Origin of the sequence: Sulfuricaulis sp. (genome assembly GCF_040901545.1) — a bacterium.
In the GTDB taxonomy this organism is placed as follows: domain Bacteria; phylum Pseudomonadota; class Gammaproteobacteria; order Acidiferrobacterales; family Sulfurifustaceae; genus Sulfuricaulis.
This window is the reverse complement of sequence record NZ_JBBDYL010000043.1, coordinates 88745-108890: the sequence shown is the minus strand read 5'-3', so window position 1 is coordinate 108890 and position 20146 is coordinate 88745. Positions and strand designations below refer to the sequence as shown.

Annotated in this window: 20 protein-coding genes; 17 read left to right on the top strand and 3 right to left on the bottom strand. The window is 56.9% G+C overall.

Features of this window, described 5'->3' with window-relative positions:
• Positions 1–189, bottom strand: a 189-nt coding sequence (locus WD823_RS08330; RefSeq protein ID WP_368429029.1) for a hypothetical protein, incomplete at its 3' end; no start/stop codon positions are given.
• Positions 190–261: 72 nt separating this feature from the next.
• On the opposite strand from WD823_RS08330, the gene WD823_RS08325 reads away from it, so the two are divergent.
• The 8 genes from WD823_RS08325 to WD823_RS08290 all read left to right on the top strand — a co-directional run bounded on the left by WD823_RS08325 (position 262) and on the right by WD823_RS08290 (position 8120).
• A complete protein-coding gene (locus WD823_RS08325) occupies positions 262–1449 on the top strand; it encodes an O-succinylhomoserine sulfhydrylase (RefSeq protein ID WP_368429028.1) in 1188 nt (395 codons plus the stop codon).
• A 44-nt stretch (positions 1450–1493) separates the two neighbouring features.
• The gene (locus tag WD823_RS08320; protein ID WP_368429027.1) at positions 1494–2228 is read left to right on the top strand and encodes a (Fe-S)-binding protein; all 735 of its coding nucleotides are present in this window, start codon (positions 1494–1496) and stop codon (positions 2226–2228) included.
• Complete coding sequence (locus WD823_RS08315; protein ID WP_368429026.1) at positions 2228–3634, top strand: LutB/LldF family L-lactate oxidation iron-sulfur protein; 1407 nt, start codon at positions 2228–2230, stop codon at positions 3632–3634. The genes WD823_RS08320 and WD823_RS08315 overlap by 1 nt, the downstream gene beginning before the upstream one ends.
• Entirely contained in the window at positions 3631–4278 is a 648-nt protein-coding gene (locus WD823_RS08310) for a lactate utilization protein C (protein ID WP_368429025.1), read from the top strand. Before WD823_RS08315 ends, WD823_RS08310 begins: the two co-directional genes overlap by 4 nt.
• Before the next feature lie 24 nt (positions 4279–4302).
• Positions 4303–5805, top strand: a complete 1503-nt coding sequence (locus tag WD823_RS08305; protein WP_368429024.1) for a CoA-acylating methylmalonate-semialdehyde dehydrogenase — start codon at positions 4303–4305, stop codon at positions 5803–5805.
• A gap of 183 nt (positions 5806–5988) precedes the next feature.
• Positions 5989–6135, top strand: a complete 147-nt coding sequence (locus tag WD823_RS08300) for a hypothetical protein (protein ID WP_368429023.1) — start codon at positions 5989–5991, stop codon at positions 6133–6135.
• A 20-nt stretch (positions 6136–6155) separates the two neighbouring features.
• Positions 6156–7394 carry a glycerate kinase gene (locus WD823_RS08295; RefSeq protein WP_368429022.1) on the top strand — a complete coding sequence of 413 codons (1239 nt, stop codon included), beginning with the start codon at positions 6156–6158 and terminating at the stop codon, positions 7392–7394.
• Between the two features lie 6 nt (positions 7395–7400).
• Positions 7401–8120: a hypothetical protein gene (locus WD823_RS08290; RefSeq protein ID WP_368429021.1), complete on the top strand. Its 720-nt coding sequence runs from the start codon at positions 7401–7403 to the stop codon at positions 8118–8120.
• A gap of 78 nt (positions 8121–8198) precedes the next feature.
• On the opposite strand, the gene WD823_RS08285 is transcribed toward WD823_RS08290, so the two are convergent.
• Both WD823_RS08285 and WD823_RS08280 read right to left on the bottom strand, forming a co-directional pair.
• Complete coding sequence (locus WD823_RS08285) at positions 8199–8960, bottom strand: UDP-2,3-diacylglucosamine diphosphatase (protein WP_368429020.1); 762 nt, start codon at positions 8958–8960, stop codon at positions 8199–8201.
• Positions 8961–8977: 17 nt separating this feature from the next.
• Entirely contained in the window at positions 8978–9478 is a 501-nt protein-coding gene (locus WD823_RS08280) for a peptidylprolyl isomerase (protein WP_368429019.1), read from the bottom strand.
• Between the two features lie 179 nt (positions 9479–9657).
• On the opposite strand from WD823_RS08280, the gene gltX reads away from it, so the two are divergent.
• The 9 genes from gltX to WD823_RS08235 all read left to right on the top strand — a co-directional run bounded on the left by gltX (position 9658) and on the right by WD823_RS08235 (position 20115).
• Positions 9658–11067 (top strand): glutamate--tRNA ligase, encoded by a 1410-nt coding sequence (gene gltX, locus WD823_RS08275; protein ID WP_368429018.1) that lies wholly within the window; start codon positions 9658–9660, stop codon positions 11065–11067.
• A 6-nt stretch (positions 11068–11073) separates the two neighbouring features.
• On the top strand, positions 11074–12459 hold the full coding sequence (gene cysS, locus WD823_RS08270; protein ID WP_368429017.1) for a cysteine--tRNA ligase: 1386 nt from the start codon (positions 11074–11076) through the stop codon (positions 12457–12459).
• Positions 12460–12631: 172 nt separating this feature from the next.
• Positions 12632–14365 carry an acetolactate synthase 3 large subunit gene (locus WD823_RS08265; RefSeq protein WP_368429016.1) on the top strand — a complete coding sequence of 578 codons (1734 nt, stop codon included), beginning with the start codon at positions 12632–12634 and terminating at the stop codon, positions 14363–14365.
• Positions 14365–14856 carry an acetolactate synthase small subunit gene (ilvN, locus tag WD823_RS08260; RefSeq protein WP_368429015.1) on the top strand — a complete coding sequence of 164 codons (492 nt, stop codon included), beginning with the start codon at positions 14365–14367 and terminating at the stop codon, positions 14854–14856. The genes WD823_RS08265 and ilvN overlap by 1 nt, the downstream gene beginning before the upstream one ends.
• 26 nt (positions 14857–14882) lie before the next feature.
• A complete protein-coding gene (gene ilvC, locus WD823_RS08255; protein ID WP_368429014.1) occupies positions 14883–15899 on the top strand; it encodes a ketol-acid reductoisomerase in 1017 nt (338 codons plus the stop codon).
• Positions 15900–15921: 22 nt separating this feature from the next.
• Positions 15922–16566, top strand: coding sequence for a phosphatidylserine decarboxylase (locus tag WD823_RS08250; protein WP_368429013.1), 645 nt, complete (start codon positions 15922–15924; stop codon positions 16564–16566).
• A 21-nt stretch (positions 16567–16587) separates the two neighbouring features.
• The gene (pssA, locus tag WD823_RS08245) at positions 16588–17364 is read left to right on the top strand and encodes a CDP-diacylglycerol--serine O-phosphatidyltransferase (RefSeq protein WP_368429012.1); all 777 of its coding nucleotides are present in this window, start codon (positions 16588–16590) and stop codon (positions 17362–17364) included.
• A 273-nt stretch (positions 17365–17637) separates the two neighbouring features.
• Positions 17638–19185 carry a 2-isopropylmalate synthase gene (locus WD823_RS08240; RefSeq protein WP_368429011.1) on the top strand — a complete coding sequence of 516 codons (1548 nt, stop codon included), beginning with the start codon at positions 17638–17640 and terminating at the stop codon, positions 19183–19185.
• Positions 19186–19236: 51 nt separating this feature from the next.
• Complete coding sequence (locus tag WD823_RS08235) at positions 19237–20115, top strand: hypothetical protein (protein ID WP_368429010.1); 879 nt, start codon at positions 19237–19239, stop codon at positions 20113–20115.
• The last annotated feature ends 31 nt before the right edge of the window (positions 20116–20146 follow it).

The window sequence follows — 20146 nt, the reverse complement described above, 5'->3', positions numbered from 1 at the left end:
TCGATTGGCGCCGATTTGAGCTTCAGCTTGCGGGCGCGATACAAATGCCGCTAAAGCGAGAGTATCCCGCTCTAGCCGCATTCGCGGCTTTTTTCGTTTCTGGACTCCCGCAAGCCCGTGCAGTGACACCTGCAAAAGCTCTATCGAAGGCAAAATGTCGTCATGCCGGTGAAAACCGGCATCCAGCATATTAATCTGGATTCCGGCTTTCGCCGGAATGACGGCGATAGATAAAAGTTTTAAGAACAGGAGCAGCAGGCCATGACTGATGATTTTGAAAAATGGGGTTTTGATACCCGGGCGGTAAGGGCGGGGCAGCATCGCACCAGCGAGGGCGAAAACTCCGAGCCGCTTTTTGTCACCTCGAGTTACGTCTTCAAGAACGCCGCGGAGGCGGCGGCGCGGTTTGCCGGGACGATGCCGGGGAATATCTATTCGCGTTTCACCAATCCCACGGTGCGCGCGTTCGAGGAGCGGCTGGCGGCGCTGGAGGGCGGCGCGACCTGTGTCGCCACCGCCTCCGGCATGGTCGCGATCCTGTCGACCTGCCTGGCGCTGTTGAAGTCGGGCGATCATATCGTCACCTCGCGCAGTCTCTTTGGCGCGACGATCCTGTTGTTCAATAATTATCTCGCCAAGTTCGGCATCGGAACCACTTATGTGCCGCTGACGGATTACGCCGCCTGGGAAAAGGCGATCAAGCCGAATACCAAGCTGCTGTTTCTCGAAACGCCCACCAATCCGCTGATGGAAATCGCCGATATCGCCCGACTGGCGAAAATCGCGCATGCCAAAGGCTGCCTGCTGGTGGTGGATAATGTATTTTGCACACCGGCACAGCAGCTGCCGTTTAGGTTAGGTGCCGATATCGTGATCCACTCGGCGACCAAATACATCGATGGCCAGGGACGATGTATCGGCGGCGCCGTTATCGGCAGTCAGGAGCTGGTGGGAGAGAAGGTCTACGGTTTCATGCGCACCTGCGGTCCGAGCCTGAGCCCATTCAATGCGTGGGTGTTCCTCAAGGGTCTGGAAACTTTAAGTCTCAGGGTCAAGGCGCACAGCGCGAATGCATGGGAACTGGCGCAATGGCTCGAGCAGCAACCGCGCGTCAAGCGCGTTTATTATCCCGGGCTCGCTTCCCACCCGCAGCACGAGCTCGCGAAGCAACAACAGTCCGGTTTTGGTGGTATCGTGTCGTTTGAAGTGAAGGGCGGGCAGGAAGCGGCCTGGCGCGTGATCGACAGCGTGCGTGTTATTTCCATCACGGCGAATCTGGGCGACGCCAAATCCACCATCACCCATCCGGCCACGACCACGCACGGCCGGCTGGAACCCGAACAGCGCGCCGAAGCCGGCATCAGCGATGGCCTGGTCCGGATTTCGGCCGGACTGGAGGACGTTGAAGACCTCAAGAAAGATCTCGCGCGCGGGCTGACACAAAAGTAAGATGCGCCTTGCGTATGAGGCCGGAAAATTAACTGAGGAATGTCATGCGTGTTGGCCTGTTCGTAACCTGTCTTGTCGATCTCATGCGGCCGAGAATCGGATTTGCGGCCATCCGCCTGCTGGAATCGGCGGGATGCGAAGTTGTCGTTCCGGCCACCCAGACCTGCTGCGGCCAGCCGGGATACAACTCGGGCGAGCAGACATCCGCCAAAGCACTGGCCAGGAAACTTATCGGGGAATTCGACGGCTGTGAATACGTAGTCGTTCCTTCCGGCTCCTGCGCCGGCATGATCCGCGTCCATTACCCGGCGCTGTTTAAAGATGATCCTACGATGATTGATGCCGTCAATCGGCTTTCATCGCGCACTTATGAGCTCGCCGATTTTCTCGCGAACGTGGCCAAGCTGAAGCACATTCCCGGCCGCTTTTCTGGATCCCTGACTTATCACGATTCCTGCTCCGGCTTGCGCGAATTGGGGGTGCAAGCGCAGCCGCGCGCGTTGCTTTCGAAAATGCCGGGGGTAAGCATCACCGAGATGCGCGAGGCCACAACCTGCTGCGGTTTCGGCGGCACGTTTTCGGTCAAGTTCGGCGAAATTTCCGCAGCCATGGCGGACAAGAAATGCCAGCACATCGCGCAGACCGGCGCCGATGCCGTCGTGGCCGGTGACTTGGGCTGCCTGCTGAACATCGAAGGCCGCCTGCGCCGCCGCGGCGATGTGCACACGCGTGTGCTGCACGTTGCGGAAGTCCTCGCCGGGGATGAACGGGAGGGCTGATGCAAGTAACCGCGATGCATTTCAAGCGCAAGGCGGCGGAAAATCTGCACAATGAAAAATTGCAGCGCGCGCTGGAAAGGCTTCAGTCGAAGTTCGTGGACAGCCGCGCGGCGGCCAACGCGGAACTGCCGAATTTCGGGGAAATACGCAACGCGGCGGCGGAAATCCGCCGCAAGGTGACCGAAAATCTTGACCGTTATTTGCTCCGGTTTGAACAGGAAGCCACCGCGCGCGGCGCCGTCGTGCATTGGGCGGAGACTCCGGACGACGCTAACCGTATTGTGGCCGACATCGCGCGCCAATACGGATTGCGCAAGGCGGTAAAATCCAAATCCATGGTCTCCGAAGAATGCGCGCTCAACGATCATCTGGCCAGCGAGGGTGTCGAGGTGCTCGAGACCGATCTCGGGGAATACATCCTGCAGCTGGCGAAGGAACCGCCTTCGCATATCGTGGCCCCGGTGGTGCACAAGAGCAAGGAGGACATTTCCGATCTGTTCGAGAAAAAGCACCATCGAACGCGCACCACGCAGATCGGCGAACTCTGCCGCGAAGCGCGTGAAATCCTGCGTCCCGGGTTTCTGGCGGCGGAGCTGGGAATCTCGGGCGGAAATTTCATCATCGCCGAAACCGGATCGGTCCTGATTGTAACCAACGAAGGCAACGGGAGGCTCACCACCACGCTCCCCCGGGTGCATGTCGCCATTACCGGCATAGAAAAGGTGGTGCCGACCCTTGAAGACGTGACAACACTCTTGCGCCTGTTACCACGCGCCGCCACCGGCCAGTCCATCACCAATTACGTTTCGGTCTTGACCGGGACCAAAGGGCAGAAAGAAACGGACGGCGCCGAACGCTTTCACATTATCTTGCTCGACAACGGCCGCAGCCGATTGCTCGGCACCGAGTTGCAGCCGATGCTGCGCTGCATCCGTTGCGGTGCGTGCATGAATCACTGCCCGGTGTATCAGAACGTGGGCGGACACGCCTACGGTTGGGTCTATCCGGGTCCCATGGGCTCGGTCCTGACGCCGGCTTTCGTGGGCTTGGCCAACGCGCTCGATCTGCCCCATGCTTCCACGTTTTGCGGCGAGTGCGCAGTGGTCTGCCCGGTGAAAATCCCGCTCCCGGATTTGATGCGGCATTTGCGCACCCGGCAGATGGAACAGCGGTTACGCCCCTGGACGGAGCGCGCGGCGCTCGGTGTCTGGTCATGGATGGCGCGACGTCCGGCGGTCTACGCCGTGGGCGCGCGCATTATCGCGCGATTGTTGCAACTGCTGGCCGGTGATAAAAAGCGGTTACGTTATTTAATAGGCGTTTCCGGCTGGACGAAGGGGCGCGATTTGCCTGCGCCCGCGGGCCGTACTTTCCGCGATCTGTACAAATCGGGGAAATCGTCATGAGTGCGCGCGAGAATATATTGGCCCGGATTGCCCAGGCGCGGAATCCCCGAGTCGAGGTGGATGTTGACAACGAAATTCGCCGACACGCGCGCGGCCCCATCCCGCCGCTTGAAAAAGACCTGGTGAAACGTTTTTGCGAACAGGCAGCCCGCTTGGCGAGCGATGTCGTCTCCGTGGCGACAACTTCGGATGTGTCGGGTTTGGTCGCGAGATATTTGAATGAGCGCCGGCTTCCGTTGAAAGCGGTTTGTTGGCCCTCGATGGCAGCGCTCGACTGGCGCGCGGCTGGCATCGAGGTGGAACCGCGTGCGGCGCGCGGAGACGACTTGGTCGGAATCACCGGGACGTTCCTTGGTATCGCCGAAACCGGTACACTGATGCTGTTATCCGGTCCCACCACGCCGGCAACGGTTAGTTTGCTGCCGGAAACGCACGTGGCCGTGGTGGAAAAACCGCAAATCGTGGCCACCATGGAAGACGCGTGGGATCGGCTGCGCGCGGAACACAGGGTGCTGCCGCGCGCCGTGAATTTCGTTTCCGGCCCCTCACGCACGGCTGACATCGAGCAGACGGTGACGCTTGGGGCACACGGACCTTATCGGGTATTGATTATCGTGGTGGACGGACAGGTTTCCGGCCAGTGAATTCTCTTCTAGCGAGGTAGTGTCATGTCACAACCAGTCTTGTCCTTGTGGATCAATGGCAAAGCCCAGGCGAGCACGGGCTCGCGCACGGCTGAAATATTCAATCCGGCGACCGGCAAAGCGATACGTCGCACGTCCCTGGCCAACAAGCAGGATGTCGATCTCGCGGTTGCCGCGGCCAGCGCGGCGTTTCCCGGGTGGCGCGATACCACGCCGCTGCGGCGCGCGCGTGTTCTGACCCGCTTTCGCGAGCTGATGGAGGCACACAGCGGCGAACTCATTCATCTTACAAGTGAAGAACACGGCAAAACGCACAGCGATGCCGCCGGCTCGCTACAGCGCGGCATCGAGGTCATCGAGTTTGCGAGCGGTGTACCGCATTTGCTCAAGGGCGAAAAGGCGGAGGATGTAGGCCGTGGCGTGGATTGTCATTCGCTGTTGCAACCGCTGGGGGTGTGCGCCGGCATCACGCCGTTCAATTTTCCGGTCATGGTGCCGCTGTGGATGTTTCCCGTCGCCATCGCCTGCGGGAACACTTTTGTTCTCAAACCTTCGGAAAAAGTGCCTTCGGCGAGCTTGCGCATGGCCGAATTATTCCGCGAGGCGGGCTTGCCGGACGGCGTGTTCAATGTCGTCCCCGGGGACAAAGAGGCCGTGGATGGATTGCTGACTCATCCGGAAGTCCGCGCCGTGTCGTTCGTCGGTTCGACGCCGGTGGCGAAATATATTTATGAAACCGCGGCGCGCCATGGCAAGCGGGTGCAGGCCCTGGGGGGCGCGAAGAATCACGCCGTGGTCATGCCCGATGCCGATCTCGATTTTACCGCCGATGCCTTGATCGGGGCGGCCTACGGCTCGGCCGGCGAGCGCTGCATGGCGATCTCCACGGTGGTGGCCGTGGGTGCGGCCGGAGATCCGCTGGTTGAGAAGCTGCGTGACAGAGCTGACCGAATCAAAGTCGGGCCGGGCGAGGAAAAAGATACTGACATGGGCCCGCTGATCACCGCCCCGCATCGCGAACGCGTGCAAAAGCTGATTGACAGTGGTGTCTCCGAAGGGGCGAAGCTCGTGCGAGATGGTCGCGGGCTCAAGATTCCCGGTAAGGAAACCGGTTTTTATCTCGGGCCATCCCTGTTCGACAAAGTCAGCACGACCATGGAGATCTATAAAGAAGAAATTTTTGGACCCGTGTTAATCGTGTTGCGGGCCAACAATATCGATGAAGCGATACGGATCATCAACAACAATCCCTATGGCAACGGCACCGCCATATTCACCCGCTCGGGCGCGCACGCGCGCCGCTTCGAGCACGACATTGAAGTGGGCATGGTGGGCATTAATGTCCCGATACCCGTGCCCATGGCGTTTTTCTCCTTCGGCGGCTGGAAGGCCTCATTGTTCGGTGACTTGCACGTGCACGGCATGGAAGGGGTTAATTTTTACACCCGCAGCAAAGTCGTCACGAGTCGCTGGCCGGCCGTGGAAGAAGAAAGTTCCACCAGCCTGTCGATGCCGACACTCGGCTAGTTAAGGTATTGAAAGCGGATACCGACGGGCAGGATTCTATTTTTTGAACTTACCCGATATTCCCCGTTCCCAGGTTTCCACCGGGCCGGCGATGAGGTAAAACAGCGGATGCGGTTTTAACGCGGCAATCCGCGGGAGTGAACGCAGTCGGTCTGATGCCCGCCTACGCAGTTTAGACGCCAAATGGCGAAATTCGTGACGCAACCGGCTGTTCGTGACGGCCATTCGCCCCGCGCGCCAAGAGCGTCCGATGCGACGGCGATCGAAACGGTAACCGCGATTACCGGCCTCATCGGCGACGGCTGCATGCGTTTGTCCTTCCGCGTTTAACCGGATAATCTTCCGGATTAATGCCGAACCGTCATCGGGAAAATCTTATATGCATCTTCCAGGCTGCGATCGCCGCGGTCAATGGACGAATTCGTGTGCGTGATTTTCTGAAAGATAAGCCGCTCCCCGGAAAGATTTATCTGGTGGCAATCGGCAAGGCCGCCTGCGCGATGGCCCAGGGTGCGCAGGATGCGTTGGACGGGCGCACCGCCGACGCACTGGTCATTACCAAAAAAGGCTATGCCGAATCCCTTCCCTGGCCGGTATGGGAAGCCGGTCACCCGCTGGTCGATGAGACCAGTTTGGAAGCAGGCCAACGCCTGCTCGCCTTTGTCGAAAAAATTCCAAAAGATAATCGGGTGCTGGTGTTGATATCTGGCGGTGCATCGGCTTTGGTGGAAGCGCTCCCGCCCGCGATAAGCCTCGAACAATTTCAGAATATCAATCGCTGGATACTCGCTTCGGGTCTCGATATCAATGATTACAACCGTATCCGGCGCCGATTGTCTCGTCTCAAGGGCGGAAGATTGGCCAAACTTCTTTTCCCACGAAATGTTTTGTGCCTCGCCATCTCCGACGTGCCGGGCGATGAGTTGCGCGCCATTGGTTCCGGACCGCTGACGTCCGATCCTGACCTGCAACAGCCATTAAGTATAACGGGCCTGCCTGATTTTATTACGCAAGCCTTGAGGCACATGCCGCCTGCTCCTGCGCCGACGGATGCCTGCTTTCGGAAAGTTAACCAGATAATCATCGCAAAACTTGACGATGCCAAGCGCGCGGCGGTGGACGCCGCCGTGGCGCTGGATTACCGCGCCACGTTTGAAACCGAATTCATATCGGGCGATGTCGTCGAGACCGGTACAACCCTCGGTAAGATGGCATTAACTGCCGAGCCTGGCATGCTCCGCGTTTGGGGTGGCGAGACCACCGTCCGGCTTCCCGAATCGCCGGGACGTGGAGGCCGCAACCAGAGTCTGGCGCTGGCGGCATCGCTCACGCTGCAGGGCCGCGACCATGTTTGGTTTCTCGCCGCGGGAACCGATGGCACCGATGGAGCAACGGAGGATGCCGGAGCGCTCGTAGACGGAGGAACCGTGGCGCGCGGCGAAGCAGCCGGCCTGAATGCCAGGCAGTCGCTTGAGCGGGCCGATGCGGGCACATTCCTCGAGGCGAGCGGCGATCTGATCCAGACCGGCCCAACCGGCACCAATGTGATGGACATCATGCTGGGGTTGAGAATAACTCCCGGAAGCTGACGAACCATGGTCAGACGTTTGTTGCTGTTGGTCATTATTTTTCACCTGTCAATACTGGCCTCCTGTACCGACCTGAGCACGCCAGCTACTCTGGTGTATCTTGTTGAGCAGGAATCGGGCGGCGAGCCGTACCGTACACGCCTGATCGTTACCGCCGGATTTATGCGCATGGACGGGGGAGAAAACAGCCAGGATTTCCTGCTCTTTGACCGGACCGACAACACCGTTTACAGCGTCAGCGGTGCGGACAGGCAAGTCCTGGTGATTCCCCCGCGCCCGGTTGAAATCAAGCCGCCGGTGAAATTCACACATCGCGTGGAGGCAGACCGCGATTCATTTCCCCCGGTCGCGGGATACAAGGTAGTTCATTACGAACTGCTGACCAATGGCAAGCGCTGTTATGACCTGTATGCCGCGGAGGGTCTGCTGCCCGACGTGGTCTCCGCGCTGCGCCAATTTCGATCAACGCTTGCCGGCGAGCATGCGTTGACGGTAACGGCCATTCCCGTGGAGCTGCAGTCATGGTGCGATATGGCGAACAATGTTTTTTACCCGACACGCCATCTGGAGCACGGATACCCGGTAAGGCGGGTGGATATGGCCGGCAAAAAAAGTGAACTCGTGGATTTCAACACGGAGTACCGCGCCACAGCCTCGGTACTCCGGCTGCCGCATGATTACAAGCGGATAATGATTGAGGACTTAAGAAAAAATAGTCAACGGTAAGAACGCTAATTCCATCGGTTTTGGAATAGCTAATCGCCCGCGCGTGCCGTCGGATTTAGCGGCATCGCCCCCGGAAAGCTACCGGAGATGTTGTGCCTGCCCGCTTTCAATCCTGTCGAAATTTTCCAGAACCCAGCCGCGGGCATGCACGCTCAGCACGCTACCCTGTTCGTACCAGTCACCGAGCACCATGCGGCGCGCGGGCTGTCCGTCCAGATTGAAAACATGTTCCTTCGGGCGATGTGTATGCCCGTGAATCAGGCGATAAACCCGGGATTCACGCATGATGTCATCGACGGCCCCATGATTTACATCCATGATTTCCGGTTTTTTGGCGGCTGTGGAATTTCTGCTTATTTCCCGGTAGTTATGCACGATCTGGTGGCGTTCCTTGACGGACTTGCCCAGAAATTCCCGCTGCCAGGATTGACTGCGAACCTGGGAGCGAAAATTCATGTATTCAAGGTCATCGATGCACAGGGTGTCGCCGTGCATGAGCAGCGTGGGGGTTCCGTGGAGATCAATCCGTACGGGATCGGGAAGCAGTCGCGCGCCAGTCGCCGTTTCAAATCCCCGCCCGATCAGGAAGTCGCGATTTCCATGCATCACAAAAACCGGCGTTCCCGAATCCGATAATCCACGCAGTCCGCGAACGATGGGCCGGAATTCCTTATGCTCGACGGCTTCGTCGCCGATCCAGTACTCAAACAGGTCGCCAAGGATATACAGCGAGTCGGCGGAACGCGCGCGGTGCCGCAGAAAATCGAGGAACAGTTCCGTGATCGCCGGGCGCGCCCCGCAAAGATGCAGATCAGAAATGAACAGGGTAGTAACCGGCATCTCTGTCTATGGTCCTCCTATTCCTCGCTGATGATTTCAATCTTTTCGATCAGCACATCGGTAAGCGGCACATCCTTGTGGCCGAGCTTCGAGCCGGTGGCCACACCCTTGATCTGATCCACGATGTGCATGCCATCAATGACTCGCCCGAATACACAATAACCCCAGCCGGAAGGCGCCGGCGCGGTGTAATTGAGGAAGTCGTTGTCGACGAGATTGATGAAAAACTGGCTCGTCGCGGAATGTGGGTCCGTGGATCGTGCCATGGCAAGGGTGCCCCGGGCGTTGCGCATTCCGTTGTTGGCTTCATTCTCAATCGGCTGGCGGGTCATTTTCTGCGTCATTCCCGGTCCGAAACCGCCGCCCTGAATGACGAACTTGTCGATAACACGGTGAAACAGGGTGTTATCGTAGAAACCGTCCTTCAAGTAGGTAAGAAAGTTGTCCACGGTCTTCGGCGCCTTGTCCGAGCTGAGTTCCACAACGATGGTGCCGTAGTTGGTTTTGATGTGAATCATCGGTTGTTGCCTTGGGTGCCGTATGTTTGATAGATGCCGCCGTCGGCGATTCTCCTGTATAGAGTTTACACTGTAATATCCCCTCGGGCACAACCCGGGGCTTCGCGCGAATGCCGGTTTCCGTTACCATGGCGCTCTAGAATCGTTTTCGATACTTCCTGCTGCCACTCCTGTCCACAATGGAATCGCGATCGTTTAAAACCCGTTTTGCTCCCAGTCCCACGGGTTTGCTCCATCTTGGCAATATACGCACCGCACTGTTCAATTATTTGCTGGCGCGGCATTCCGGTGGAACATTTCTCCTGCGGCTGGAGGATACCGATGCCATGCGCGATCATGAAAAATATGCCCGGGCGCTGATGCAGGATCTGCACTGGTTGGGTCTCGAGTGGCATGAGGGGCCGGAAGTCGGTGGCAAACAGGGTCCTTACTTCCAGTCGCTGCGTGATTCCTTTTATAAGGAGTACTTTTCGGCGCTCCAGAAAGACAAATCCGCCTATCCGTGTTTTTGCAGTGAGCGGGAACTCGCTATCGCGCGCAAGACTGCCTTGGCCGCCGGTCTTCCGCCTCGGTACTCGGGAAAATGCCGTGGGCTTTCTCAGGCCGAGGTTGAGGCGCGAATGGTCAATGGTGATCCGGCGACGCTGCGGTTCCGCGTTACCGAGGGCAAGCGGGTTGAGTTTGAAGACAAGGTGCGCGGGCCACAGGTATTCTATTCGGATGACATCGGCGATTTTGTCATACGGCGTTCGGACGGAACGCCGGCATTTTTCTTCTGTAATGCCATCGATGACGCTTTAATGGGAGTCACGCTCGTGGTGCGTGGCGAAGATCACCTGACGAATACACCGCGACAGATCATGTTGTTGCAGACGCTCGGATTGCCCGTGCCCGAATATGCGCATATTGCCATGGTGGTCGGCGCCGACGGCGCGCCGCTCTCCAAGCGCACAGGTTCAAAATCGGTTGAAGAGCTTCGAATCATGGGATATCTGCCATCCGCCATTCACAATTATCTGGCGCGACTGGGACATACCTATGACGCCAACGCGTTTATGGATTTGCAGATTCTGGCCGACAATTTTGACATATCACGTCTGCACCGGGCGCCGGCGCGTTTCGACGAAACACAGATGCATTACTGGCAGCGTGAAGCGATAATGCATTTGCCGTCTTCCACCATCAGTGCATGGATGGGTGAAGCGGTAAAGGAAATAGTGCCTGCAGACAGGCTCAGTGAATTTATCGAAGCCGTGCGCGGTAATATATCGTTTCCCATCGATGCCCTGCGCTGGGCGCAGATCGTGTTTACCGATAAGCTAACCGTCAGTCGTACCGCACAGGAGGCAATCACGGCGGCGGGAAAAAACTTTTTCGACGAGGCGCGCCGTGCCGTGGACAAACACGGATCGGATTTTAAAGCGGTAAGCGATACTTTGAAACGTAATCTTGCGTTGAGCGGGAAGCCCTTGTTCCAGCCGTTGCGGGCTGCGCTCACCGGAGAGCTCGATGGACCGGAGATGGCGAGATTATTACCACTGATCAGCGCCGATCGTGCGCGTGAGCGGTTTTCCAGATTTGCCACGTAGAGAACAATGATACAAATCTATAACAGCCTCACCAGGAAAAAAGAGCCTTTAACACCCATCATTCCCGGCCAGATCCACCTCTACGTGTGCGGCATGACGGTTTACGACTTCTGTCATCTGGGACATGCGCGCGTAATGCTGGTGTTTGATACCGTTACCCGCTATCTGCGGTCGCGCGGCTATCAGGTCACCTACGTTCGAAATATCACCGACATCGACGACAAGATTATCCAGCGCGCTCAGGAAAAAAACGAAGATATCCAGGCCCTCACCGAGCGGTTTATCGAGGCACTGAACCAGGATGCCTTGGCGCTCGGCCTGCTCCCGCCGGACAGTGAACCGCGGGCCACCACGCACATGCAGCGGATTCAGGAGATGATCGCGAAACTGGTTGATCGCGGATATGCTTATGTCGCGAAAAATAATGATGTTTATTTCCGCGTTCGCCGGTTTGCGCCTTACGGTTCGCTTTCAGGCAAGACGCTGGATGAACTCAAGATCGGGGCCCGCGTTGAAATCGTGGATGAGAAGGAAGACCCCCTGGATTTTGTGGTGTGGAAAGCGGCCAAACCCGGTGAACCGCTTTGGGATTCCCCCTGGGGCCCGGGCCGGCCCGGCTGGCATATCGAATGTTCAGCCATGTCCACGGCCAGCCTCGGAAATCATTTTGATATTCACGGCGGCGGGATGGATTTGAAATTCCCGCACCATGAAAACGAAATCGCCCAAAGCGAGGCAGCCACGGGAGACAAGTTCGTGAACACGTGGATGCACGTCGGTTTTGTGCGCCTCAACGAAGAGAAGATGTCAAAATCGCGCGGAAATTTTTTCACTGTACGTGAAGTGCTGAAGAAATTCGACCCGGAAGTGGTGCGTTGCTTTATTTTTGGAAGTCACTACCGCAGCCCGCTTGATTATTCGGATGAAAACCTGGAGGGCGCCAAAGCGGCGCTGACCCGCCTGTATCTGGCGCTTAATGACTTGCCGCCGACGAATGACGTCGCAAAACATTCAAACGACTACGTTGAAAAATTTCATTCAGCCATGGATGATGATTTCAATACACCCGGAGCACTGGCTGTGCTGTTTGAGCTGGCACGTGACATCAACAAATTGCGGGAAGACGGTTCAGCGGAGGCATCCGCGTTGGGAGCCATCTTGAAACAATTGGGGAATGTTATCGGTTTATTGCAGCACGAACCCCAGAAATTCCTGCATGGCGGGCCTACCGATGGCATGTCGAGCAGGCAGATTGAAGCATTGATTGAGCGGCGTGCACAAGCCCGACAGAACCGGAATTGGGCCGAATCGGACCGCATTCGAGATGAACTCAAGGCACAAGGAATAATTTTGGAGGACACGGCCGGTCGGACTACTTGGCGTCGGCAGTGAGTCCGTGTTTTGGCCTTTTGAAGCGTGCTTCTTTACCGCAGTATGGCAATTCCGCCGGCCGCTATTGACCCTCTGGATACTTATAAGTAAGTTCTTATGTTTGAACCGGCAAACGCAAAGCCCGCGCGCCCGGTTTGGGGCTCTCGCGGGTTTTTATTTCCTTGAGGTATATGTGGAATTAACTGGCGCAGATATTTTTGTCCGCTGCCTGGCTGACGAAAGCGTTGAATACGTTTTCGGCTATCCTGGCGGCGCGGCGCTGCACATCTACGACGCCTTGTACAAGCAGGAAAAGGTCAAACACATCCTGGTGCGACACGAACAAGGCGCCGCGCATGCCGCGGACGGTTATGCGCGCGCGACCGGGCGTCCCGGAGTGGTGCTGGTGACTTCCGGTCCGGGTGTGACCAATACCGTGACCGGTATCGCCACGGCATATATGGATTCCATTCCACTCGTGATTTTCAGCGGCCAGGTGCCGACCAGCCTGATCGGCGATGACGCCTTCCAGGAAGTGGACGCCATAGGCATCACGCGTCCGTGCGTCAAGCACAATTTTCTGGTGAAGGATGTGAAGGACCTGGCGGCGACCATAAAGAAGGCTTTCTATGTCGCCACCACCGGCCGCCCCGGGCCGGTGCTGGTGGATATTCCAAAAGATGTCACTGCGCACAAGCATGAATACGAATATCCGAAGAGCGTCATCATGCGATCCTATAATCCCGAGATCAAGGGTGAACCCGGTCAGATCAAGAAGGCCGTTGACATTATCCTGTCGGCCAAGCGCCCGATGATCTACACGGGGGGCGGGGTGATTCTCGGAGAGGCTTCGGATACGTTGACCGATCTCGTGCGTCTGCTCGGCTATCCTTGCACCAATACCCTCATGGGCCTGGGCGCCTATCCGGCCAGCGACCCGCTGTTTGTGGGCATGCTCGGCATGCATGGAACCTATGAAGCCAATATGGCGATGCATGAATGCGACGTCCTTATCGCCATTGGCGCGAGGTTTGACGACCGCGTGACCGGCGACCTCAATAAGTTCTGTCCCCACGCGCGCATTATTCACGTGGATATCGACCCATCGTCAATTTCGAAAAACGTCCCCGTGGAAGTCCCGATCGTGGGCAGCTCGGGGGCTGTGATGCGGGATATGATCAAGCTCATAACGGAATCGAAAATCAGGCCCGACAAGACAGCGCTGGTCGCCTGGTGGAAGCAAATCGATAAATGGCGTTCGTTGAACTGCCTGGACTACGATCGCGACAGCAAATTGATCAAGCCACAGTATGTGCTTGAAAAGCTCTATGAGCTTACCGATGGCGATGCCTACATCACATCGGACGTGGGTCAACATCAAATGTGGGCCGCGCAGTATTACAAATTTGACAAACCCCGCCGATGGATCAATTCCGGTGGCTTGGGTACCATGGGTTTCGGGCTGCCGGCGGCCATGGGCGTGAAGCTTGCCTTTCCCGAGGCCACGGTGGCTTGCGTGACCGGTGAAGCCTCGATCCAGATGTGTATCCAGGAATTGTCAACCTGCAAGCAATATGATTTGCCCATCATCATTGTCAATCTGAACAACCGTTATATGGGGATGGTGCGCCAGTGGCAGGAATTTTTTTACGACCGCCGTTATTCGCATTCGTACATGGATGCCTTGCCGGATTTCATCAAGCTGGCAGAGGCCTACGGCCATGTCGGAATCAAGATTGAAAAGCCTGCCGATGTGGAAGGTGCCCTCAAAGAGGCGATCCGAATGAAGGACCGGCTGGTGTTCCTGGATTTCATCACCGACCAGACGGAAAACGTCTATCCCATGATTGCCGCGGGCAAGGGCCAGAACGAAATGCACCTCAGCCCCCACAAAGCGGTGGTGACCCCGGACCGCGAGCTGGCCTGATGCGTCATATTATTTCGATGTTGCTGGAAAACGAAGCAGGCGCGTTGTCGCGCGTCGCGGGTCTTTTTTCCGCACGCGGTTATAATATCGAATCGCTCAACGTGGCGCCGACGGACGACGTCACGCTCTCGCGCCTGACCCTGGTTACCAGCGGCTCGGAAGAGATCATCGAACAGATTATCAAGCAGCTCAACAAGCTTGTGGATGTCGTTAAACTCGTGGACCTGACGGAAGGACCGCATATTGAACGCGAGATGCTGATCATCAAGCTGCATGCCACGGGCGCGATGCGGGATGAGGTCAAGCGGCTGGCGACGGATTATCAGGGGCGTATTATCGACAAGACCGACACGACATTTACGATAGAGGTCACCGATTCCAGCGAACGGCTCGATGCCTTTATCGAGGCAGTTCGCGCCGCCGGAGTCATCGAAGTGGTGCGCTCCGGGGTTTCCGGCATAGCCCGCGGCGAAAGCGGCCTGCGGGTATAATTTCAGACAACGACAGAAGAGGATGTATGAAAATATATTACGATAAAGACGCAGATCTTTCGATTATCCGCGGCAAGAAAGTCGCGATCGTGGGTTACGGATCCCAGGGACACGCGCATGCGCTGAACTTGAAGGACAGCGGGGTACAGGTTGTGGTGGCGTTGCGCGAGGGATCTAACTCGGTGGCCAAGGCCAAGAACGCGGGCTTGACGGTGAAAAGCGTTCCTGAAGCGGTGAAGGGCGTGGATATCGTCATGATCCTGGCGCCGGATGAACAGCATAAGAAGATTTATAACGAGCAGGTCGAGCCGAATCTCAAGCAAGGCGCGACCTTGGCGGTGGCGCATGGTTTTTCCATTCACTTTGGCTTCATCCAGCCGCGCGCCGATCTGGATGTCATCATGATCGCCCCGAAAGGTCCGGGGCATCTGGTGCGCACGATGTTCAGCCAGGGCGGCGGCGTGCCCTGCCTGATCGCGGTCAAGCAGAATGCCTCCGGCAAGGCCAAGGCGACGGCACTGTCTTATGCCGCCGCCATCGGCGGCGGCCGGGCCGGTGTGATCGAAACGACATTCAAGGATGAAACCGAGACTGATCTTTTCGGTGAGCAGGCCGTGTTGTGCGGCGGCGCCACCCATCTGGTGCAGGCCGGATATGAGACGCTGGTCGAGGCGGGCTACCCCCCGGAAATGGCATACTTCGAATGTCTGCATGAGCTGAAACTCATCGTGGATCTGATGTATGAAGGCGGTATCGCCAACATGCGCTACTCGATTTCCAATACCGCTGAATACGGTGATTACACGCGCGGTCCACGCATCATTAACGAACAGACCAAGGCCGAGATGAGAAAAATCCTCAAGGAAATTCAATCCGGCCAGTTCGCGAAGGAATGGATGGCGGAAAACGAGACCGGCGGCAAGCGATTCCCCGAGATGCGCAGTCAGGCGGCGAAACATCCGATCGAGGAAGTGGGCGGCAAGCTGCGTGACATGATGCCCTGGATCAAGGCCAACCGCGTCGTCGACAAGACCAAGAACTGAGCGCCCCCGATACGCGTCATTCATGACCGACTCCGGTTACCCGATACTGGCCCGCGAGGGCTGGTGGCACACGGTGTCAGCCGTTGCAGTCGCCGCGCTGGTTCATTTTTTTGCCGGCTATGCCTGGGCAATTCCCTTCTGGATTTTCGCTGCGTTTATCATCCAGTTCTTCCGTGATCCACCGCGCCAGATCCCGGATTTGCCTGGCGGCGTGATTTGCCCTGCAGACGGAACGATTATCGCACAGGGTGAGGTGGACGACCCTTATCTGAAGCGCCGGGCCAAGCGCCTGAGTGTTTTCATGAACGTATTCGATGTCCACTCCAACCGCATTCCGGTGACGGGGAAAGTACAAGAATGCTGGTATAACAAGGGGAAATTCATCAATGCCTCTCTCGACAAGGCTTCCAGCGACAATGAACGCAATGCCATGTGGATAAAAACCGATCAGGGGCAGGATGTGGTGGTTGTTCAGGTTGCCGGACTGATTGCGCGGCGTATACTGTGTTATGTGCAGTCGGGTGAGCGCGTTACACTCGGCGAGCGTTACGGGTTCATCCGTTTCGGCTCGCGAGTCGATGTCTATCTTCCGTTGAACGCGCAGTTCAGAGTATCACTGGGTGACAAGGTGAAGGGCGCGGCCGATGTGATCGCCCAATTGACATGAGTTCCAGGAAATCGAGATCTGATGGAACATTTGGATAACACGCCCGCGGTGGAAGAAAAGCGCCGGCGCCGGAGTATTTATATCCTGCCGAGCCTGTTTACCACGGCAAATCTTTTCGCCGGTTTCTATGCCATCGTCCAAGCAATGAACGGAAATTTCGAGCACGCGCCACTCGCCATTTTCATCGCCATGATACTGGATGCGCTCGATGGAAGAATCGCCCGGATGACACACACTGAAAGCGACTTTGGCGCTCAGTACGACAGCCTGGTGGACATGGTTTCGTTCGGTTTGGCGCCCGCGCTGATTATCTATGAATGGGCCCTCGCGGGTATGGGAAACCTGGGCTGGCTAGCCGCCTTCATCTTCACTGCCGGTGCCGGCCTGAGATTGGCAAGATTCAACACCCAGGTCGGGGTGGCAGACAAGCGCTTTTTTCGCGGCCTGCCCAGCCCGGCCGCAGCGGCCCTGGTGGCGGGTTTCGTCTGGGTGCTGCATGTCAATGGCGTACCGGGGAAAGAAATCAGCATCGCGGCGTTGGTTGTTACCGTGCTCGCCGGTGTTCTGATGGTCAGCAATATCCGCTATCGCAGTTTCAAGGACGTGAACCTGCGCGGCCGGGTCTCTTTTATGACCATCCTTGCCTTACCCCTGGTCTTTGTCTTGCTGTTTCAGGACCCGCCGCGGGTGCTGTTTTTGACCTTTCTGGCCTATGCGACGTCCGGGCCGGTCGCAACCCTGTTTCGGCGGCGTAGAGAAGACCGGGAGCATGCCAAAAAGCAACATCACGAAGCTTGATATCAAGCACCTGGTTTAAATTATCCTGTTTTTGATTTATGCTTTGCTCATGAAGCGTCGTACCTGCAGCTCCTTGAATGCCAGCCAGCCCCGCCGCCAGGCGGAAAGGGCTTGCATGACCGTTTCTCTTGCAAACCGACTGCTGCTGCGCCGCTAGGCGCAAAAAAATCCCCCTTCCTGGCGAGGAATAAAATACGCAACCAAAACCCTTTTTTTATAGTTCACATGATTTAGCAATAAGATCATGTGTGCGAAGCATGCAGAGAGAAGATCATGAAAGAACCATTGATTATTTTTGACACCACATTGCGCGACGGTGAGCAGAGCCCCGGCGCATCCATGACGCGTGACGAAAAAGTGCGTATCGCCAAGGTCCTGGAGCGCATGCGCGTGGATATCATTGAAGCCGGTTTTCCGGTGGCCAGTCACGGCGATTTTGAATCCGTGAAGGCCGTGGCGCAGGCTGTAACGGAAAGCATCATCTGCGGTTTGGCTCGCGCTGTCGCAGAAGACATCGATCGTGCCGCCGAGGCGATCAAGCCGGCGAGGCGCGGGCGCATTCACACCTTCATCGCCACCAGTCCCATTCACATGCAAAACAAACTTCGCATGACGGAAGAACAGGTGCTCGAGCGCGCGGTGTGGGCCGTAAAACGATCACGCCAGCATACCGATGATGTTGAATTTTCCCCGGAAGACGCGGGCCGTTCCGAAATTGATTTTCTATGCAGGGTATTAGAAGCCGTGATCAAGGTGGGCGCGCGAACCGTCAATATTCCGGACACCGTCGGTTACAACGTTCCGGATCAATTCGGATCTTTGATCAAAACCTTGCGGGAAAAAGTGCCCAACTCGGATAAGGCGATTTTTTCAGTACACTGCCATAACGACCTTGGACTGGCCGTCGCCAACTCGCTTTCCGCCGTGTTAAATGGCGCCCGACAGGTTGAATGTACGATCAATGGACTCGGCGAGCGTGCGGGTAACGCCTCGCTTGAGGAGATTGTCATGGCGGTGCGTACGCGCCAGGATATCTTTCCGTGCGATACACACCTCGATACGACCCAGATCGTTCCGGCATCGCGCCTCGTCTCGAATATCACCGGTTTTCCGGTACAACCCAATAAAGCGATCGTGGGGGCTAACGCCTTTGCGCATGAATCCGGCATTCATCAGGACGGTGTCATCAAAAAACGCGAGACATATGAAATCATGCGCGCCGAGGATGTTGGCTGGGCAGCGAACCGCATTGTGCTCGGCAAGCATTCCGGGCGGAACGCTTTCAAAAGTCGTCTCAAGGAGTTGAACATTGATTTCAAAACCGAACAGGAGCTGAACGCGGCGTTTGAACGATTCAAGGACCTGGCCGACAAGAAACATGAAATTTTCGATGAGGATTTGCAAGCCTTGGTCACCGAGGCAGATCTCGAACAGGGCAATGAGCATTATCGTCTGGTATCGCTCAAGGTCTGTTCCCAAACCGGCGAGACACCCTTTGCCAACGTAACATTGGCAGTCAATGGTTCTGAAAAGAAGGCCGGCGCCGGTGGCAGCGGGCCGGTCGATGCCTCGTTCAAGGCCATTGACAGTATTTCAGGCAACCGCGGTCAATTGATATTGTATTCAGTCAACAACATCACGAGCGGGACGGATTCTCAGGGTGAAGTGACCGTGCGGCTGGAAAGAGGCGGGCGCATTGTCAACGGTCACGGAGCGGACACCGACATCGTTATCGCATCGGCCAAGGCCTATATCAATGCCTTGAACAAGCTGATTTCGCCGGAGGAGCGGACGCATCCGCAGGTGAGCCAGCCGATATAAATAATATTCAGGGGACCCATGGTCCCCGGTTTTTTTTCAGGGGATTTCCTCGTGAAACTGAAATTCCATGGCGGGAGCACGATCCTCCCGCGCCATATTGTTCCAATCTTGGCGTACACGGTCATTGCCGCCAATACCGTGAGCGTCGTTGCCGGAACAGGAGATGTGGCCGCGGGATCAGAATGGGAATACCGCGTGGCGGCGGAAAATCTCCCCGGCATCGATAATCTTTGTTATTCCCCTGACGGATCCCTGTATGCAACGCAGGAACTTGGACACGGCGCGGGCCGGGTCATTAAACTGCCAGGCGGTAATGAATTTAATGTCATTGTTCCCGGATTAAACCGCCCGGACGGTCTCCTGCTTCGCGGAAATTATCTTTTTATCACGGAAGAAATCCCCGGTGGACGCGTAATCGAATACGATATTTCGACGAATAAATTACGTGTACTGGCAACACTGCGCTTTCCCGAAGGAATTGACATGCTGCCCGACGGCGACCTGATTGTGTCGGAGGATGCCATGAACGGTCGCTTGCTTCGAGTGCGTCGTTATGGCGATCAGGCGGTGGAAGTCCTGCTTGGGGGGTTAAATCGACCGGAAGGGCTGGTGCTGAGTCAGGATGGCGAAGTAATTTTCGCCGAAGCGGGGACCGGGCGAGTGCTCGCTTTCAAGAACGGCAAGCTGAGCGTGGTGCTGCATGATCTGGACGAGCCTGACCAGATCGAGATTGCGCCAGACGGCGCGTTATGGATAGCCGAGGATGTTTCAAATGGTCGGCTGTTGCGCTTCAAGGATGGCGCGCTGGAAACCGTGCTCTCGGGTCTGCAGTCGCCTCAAGGAATCGCTTTTGGTGCCGATGGAGTGATTTGGCTTGCCGAGCAGGGACGTCAGCGGATATTACTGATCCGGCGAAAAGCCCTTCCATAGCAACAGGTTTGACTTGTATTTCTATTTCCCT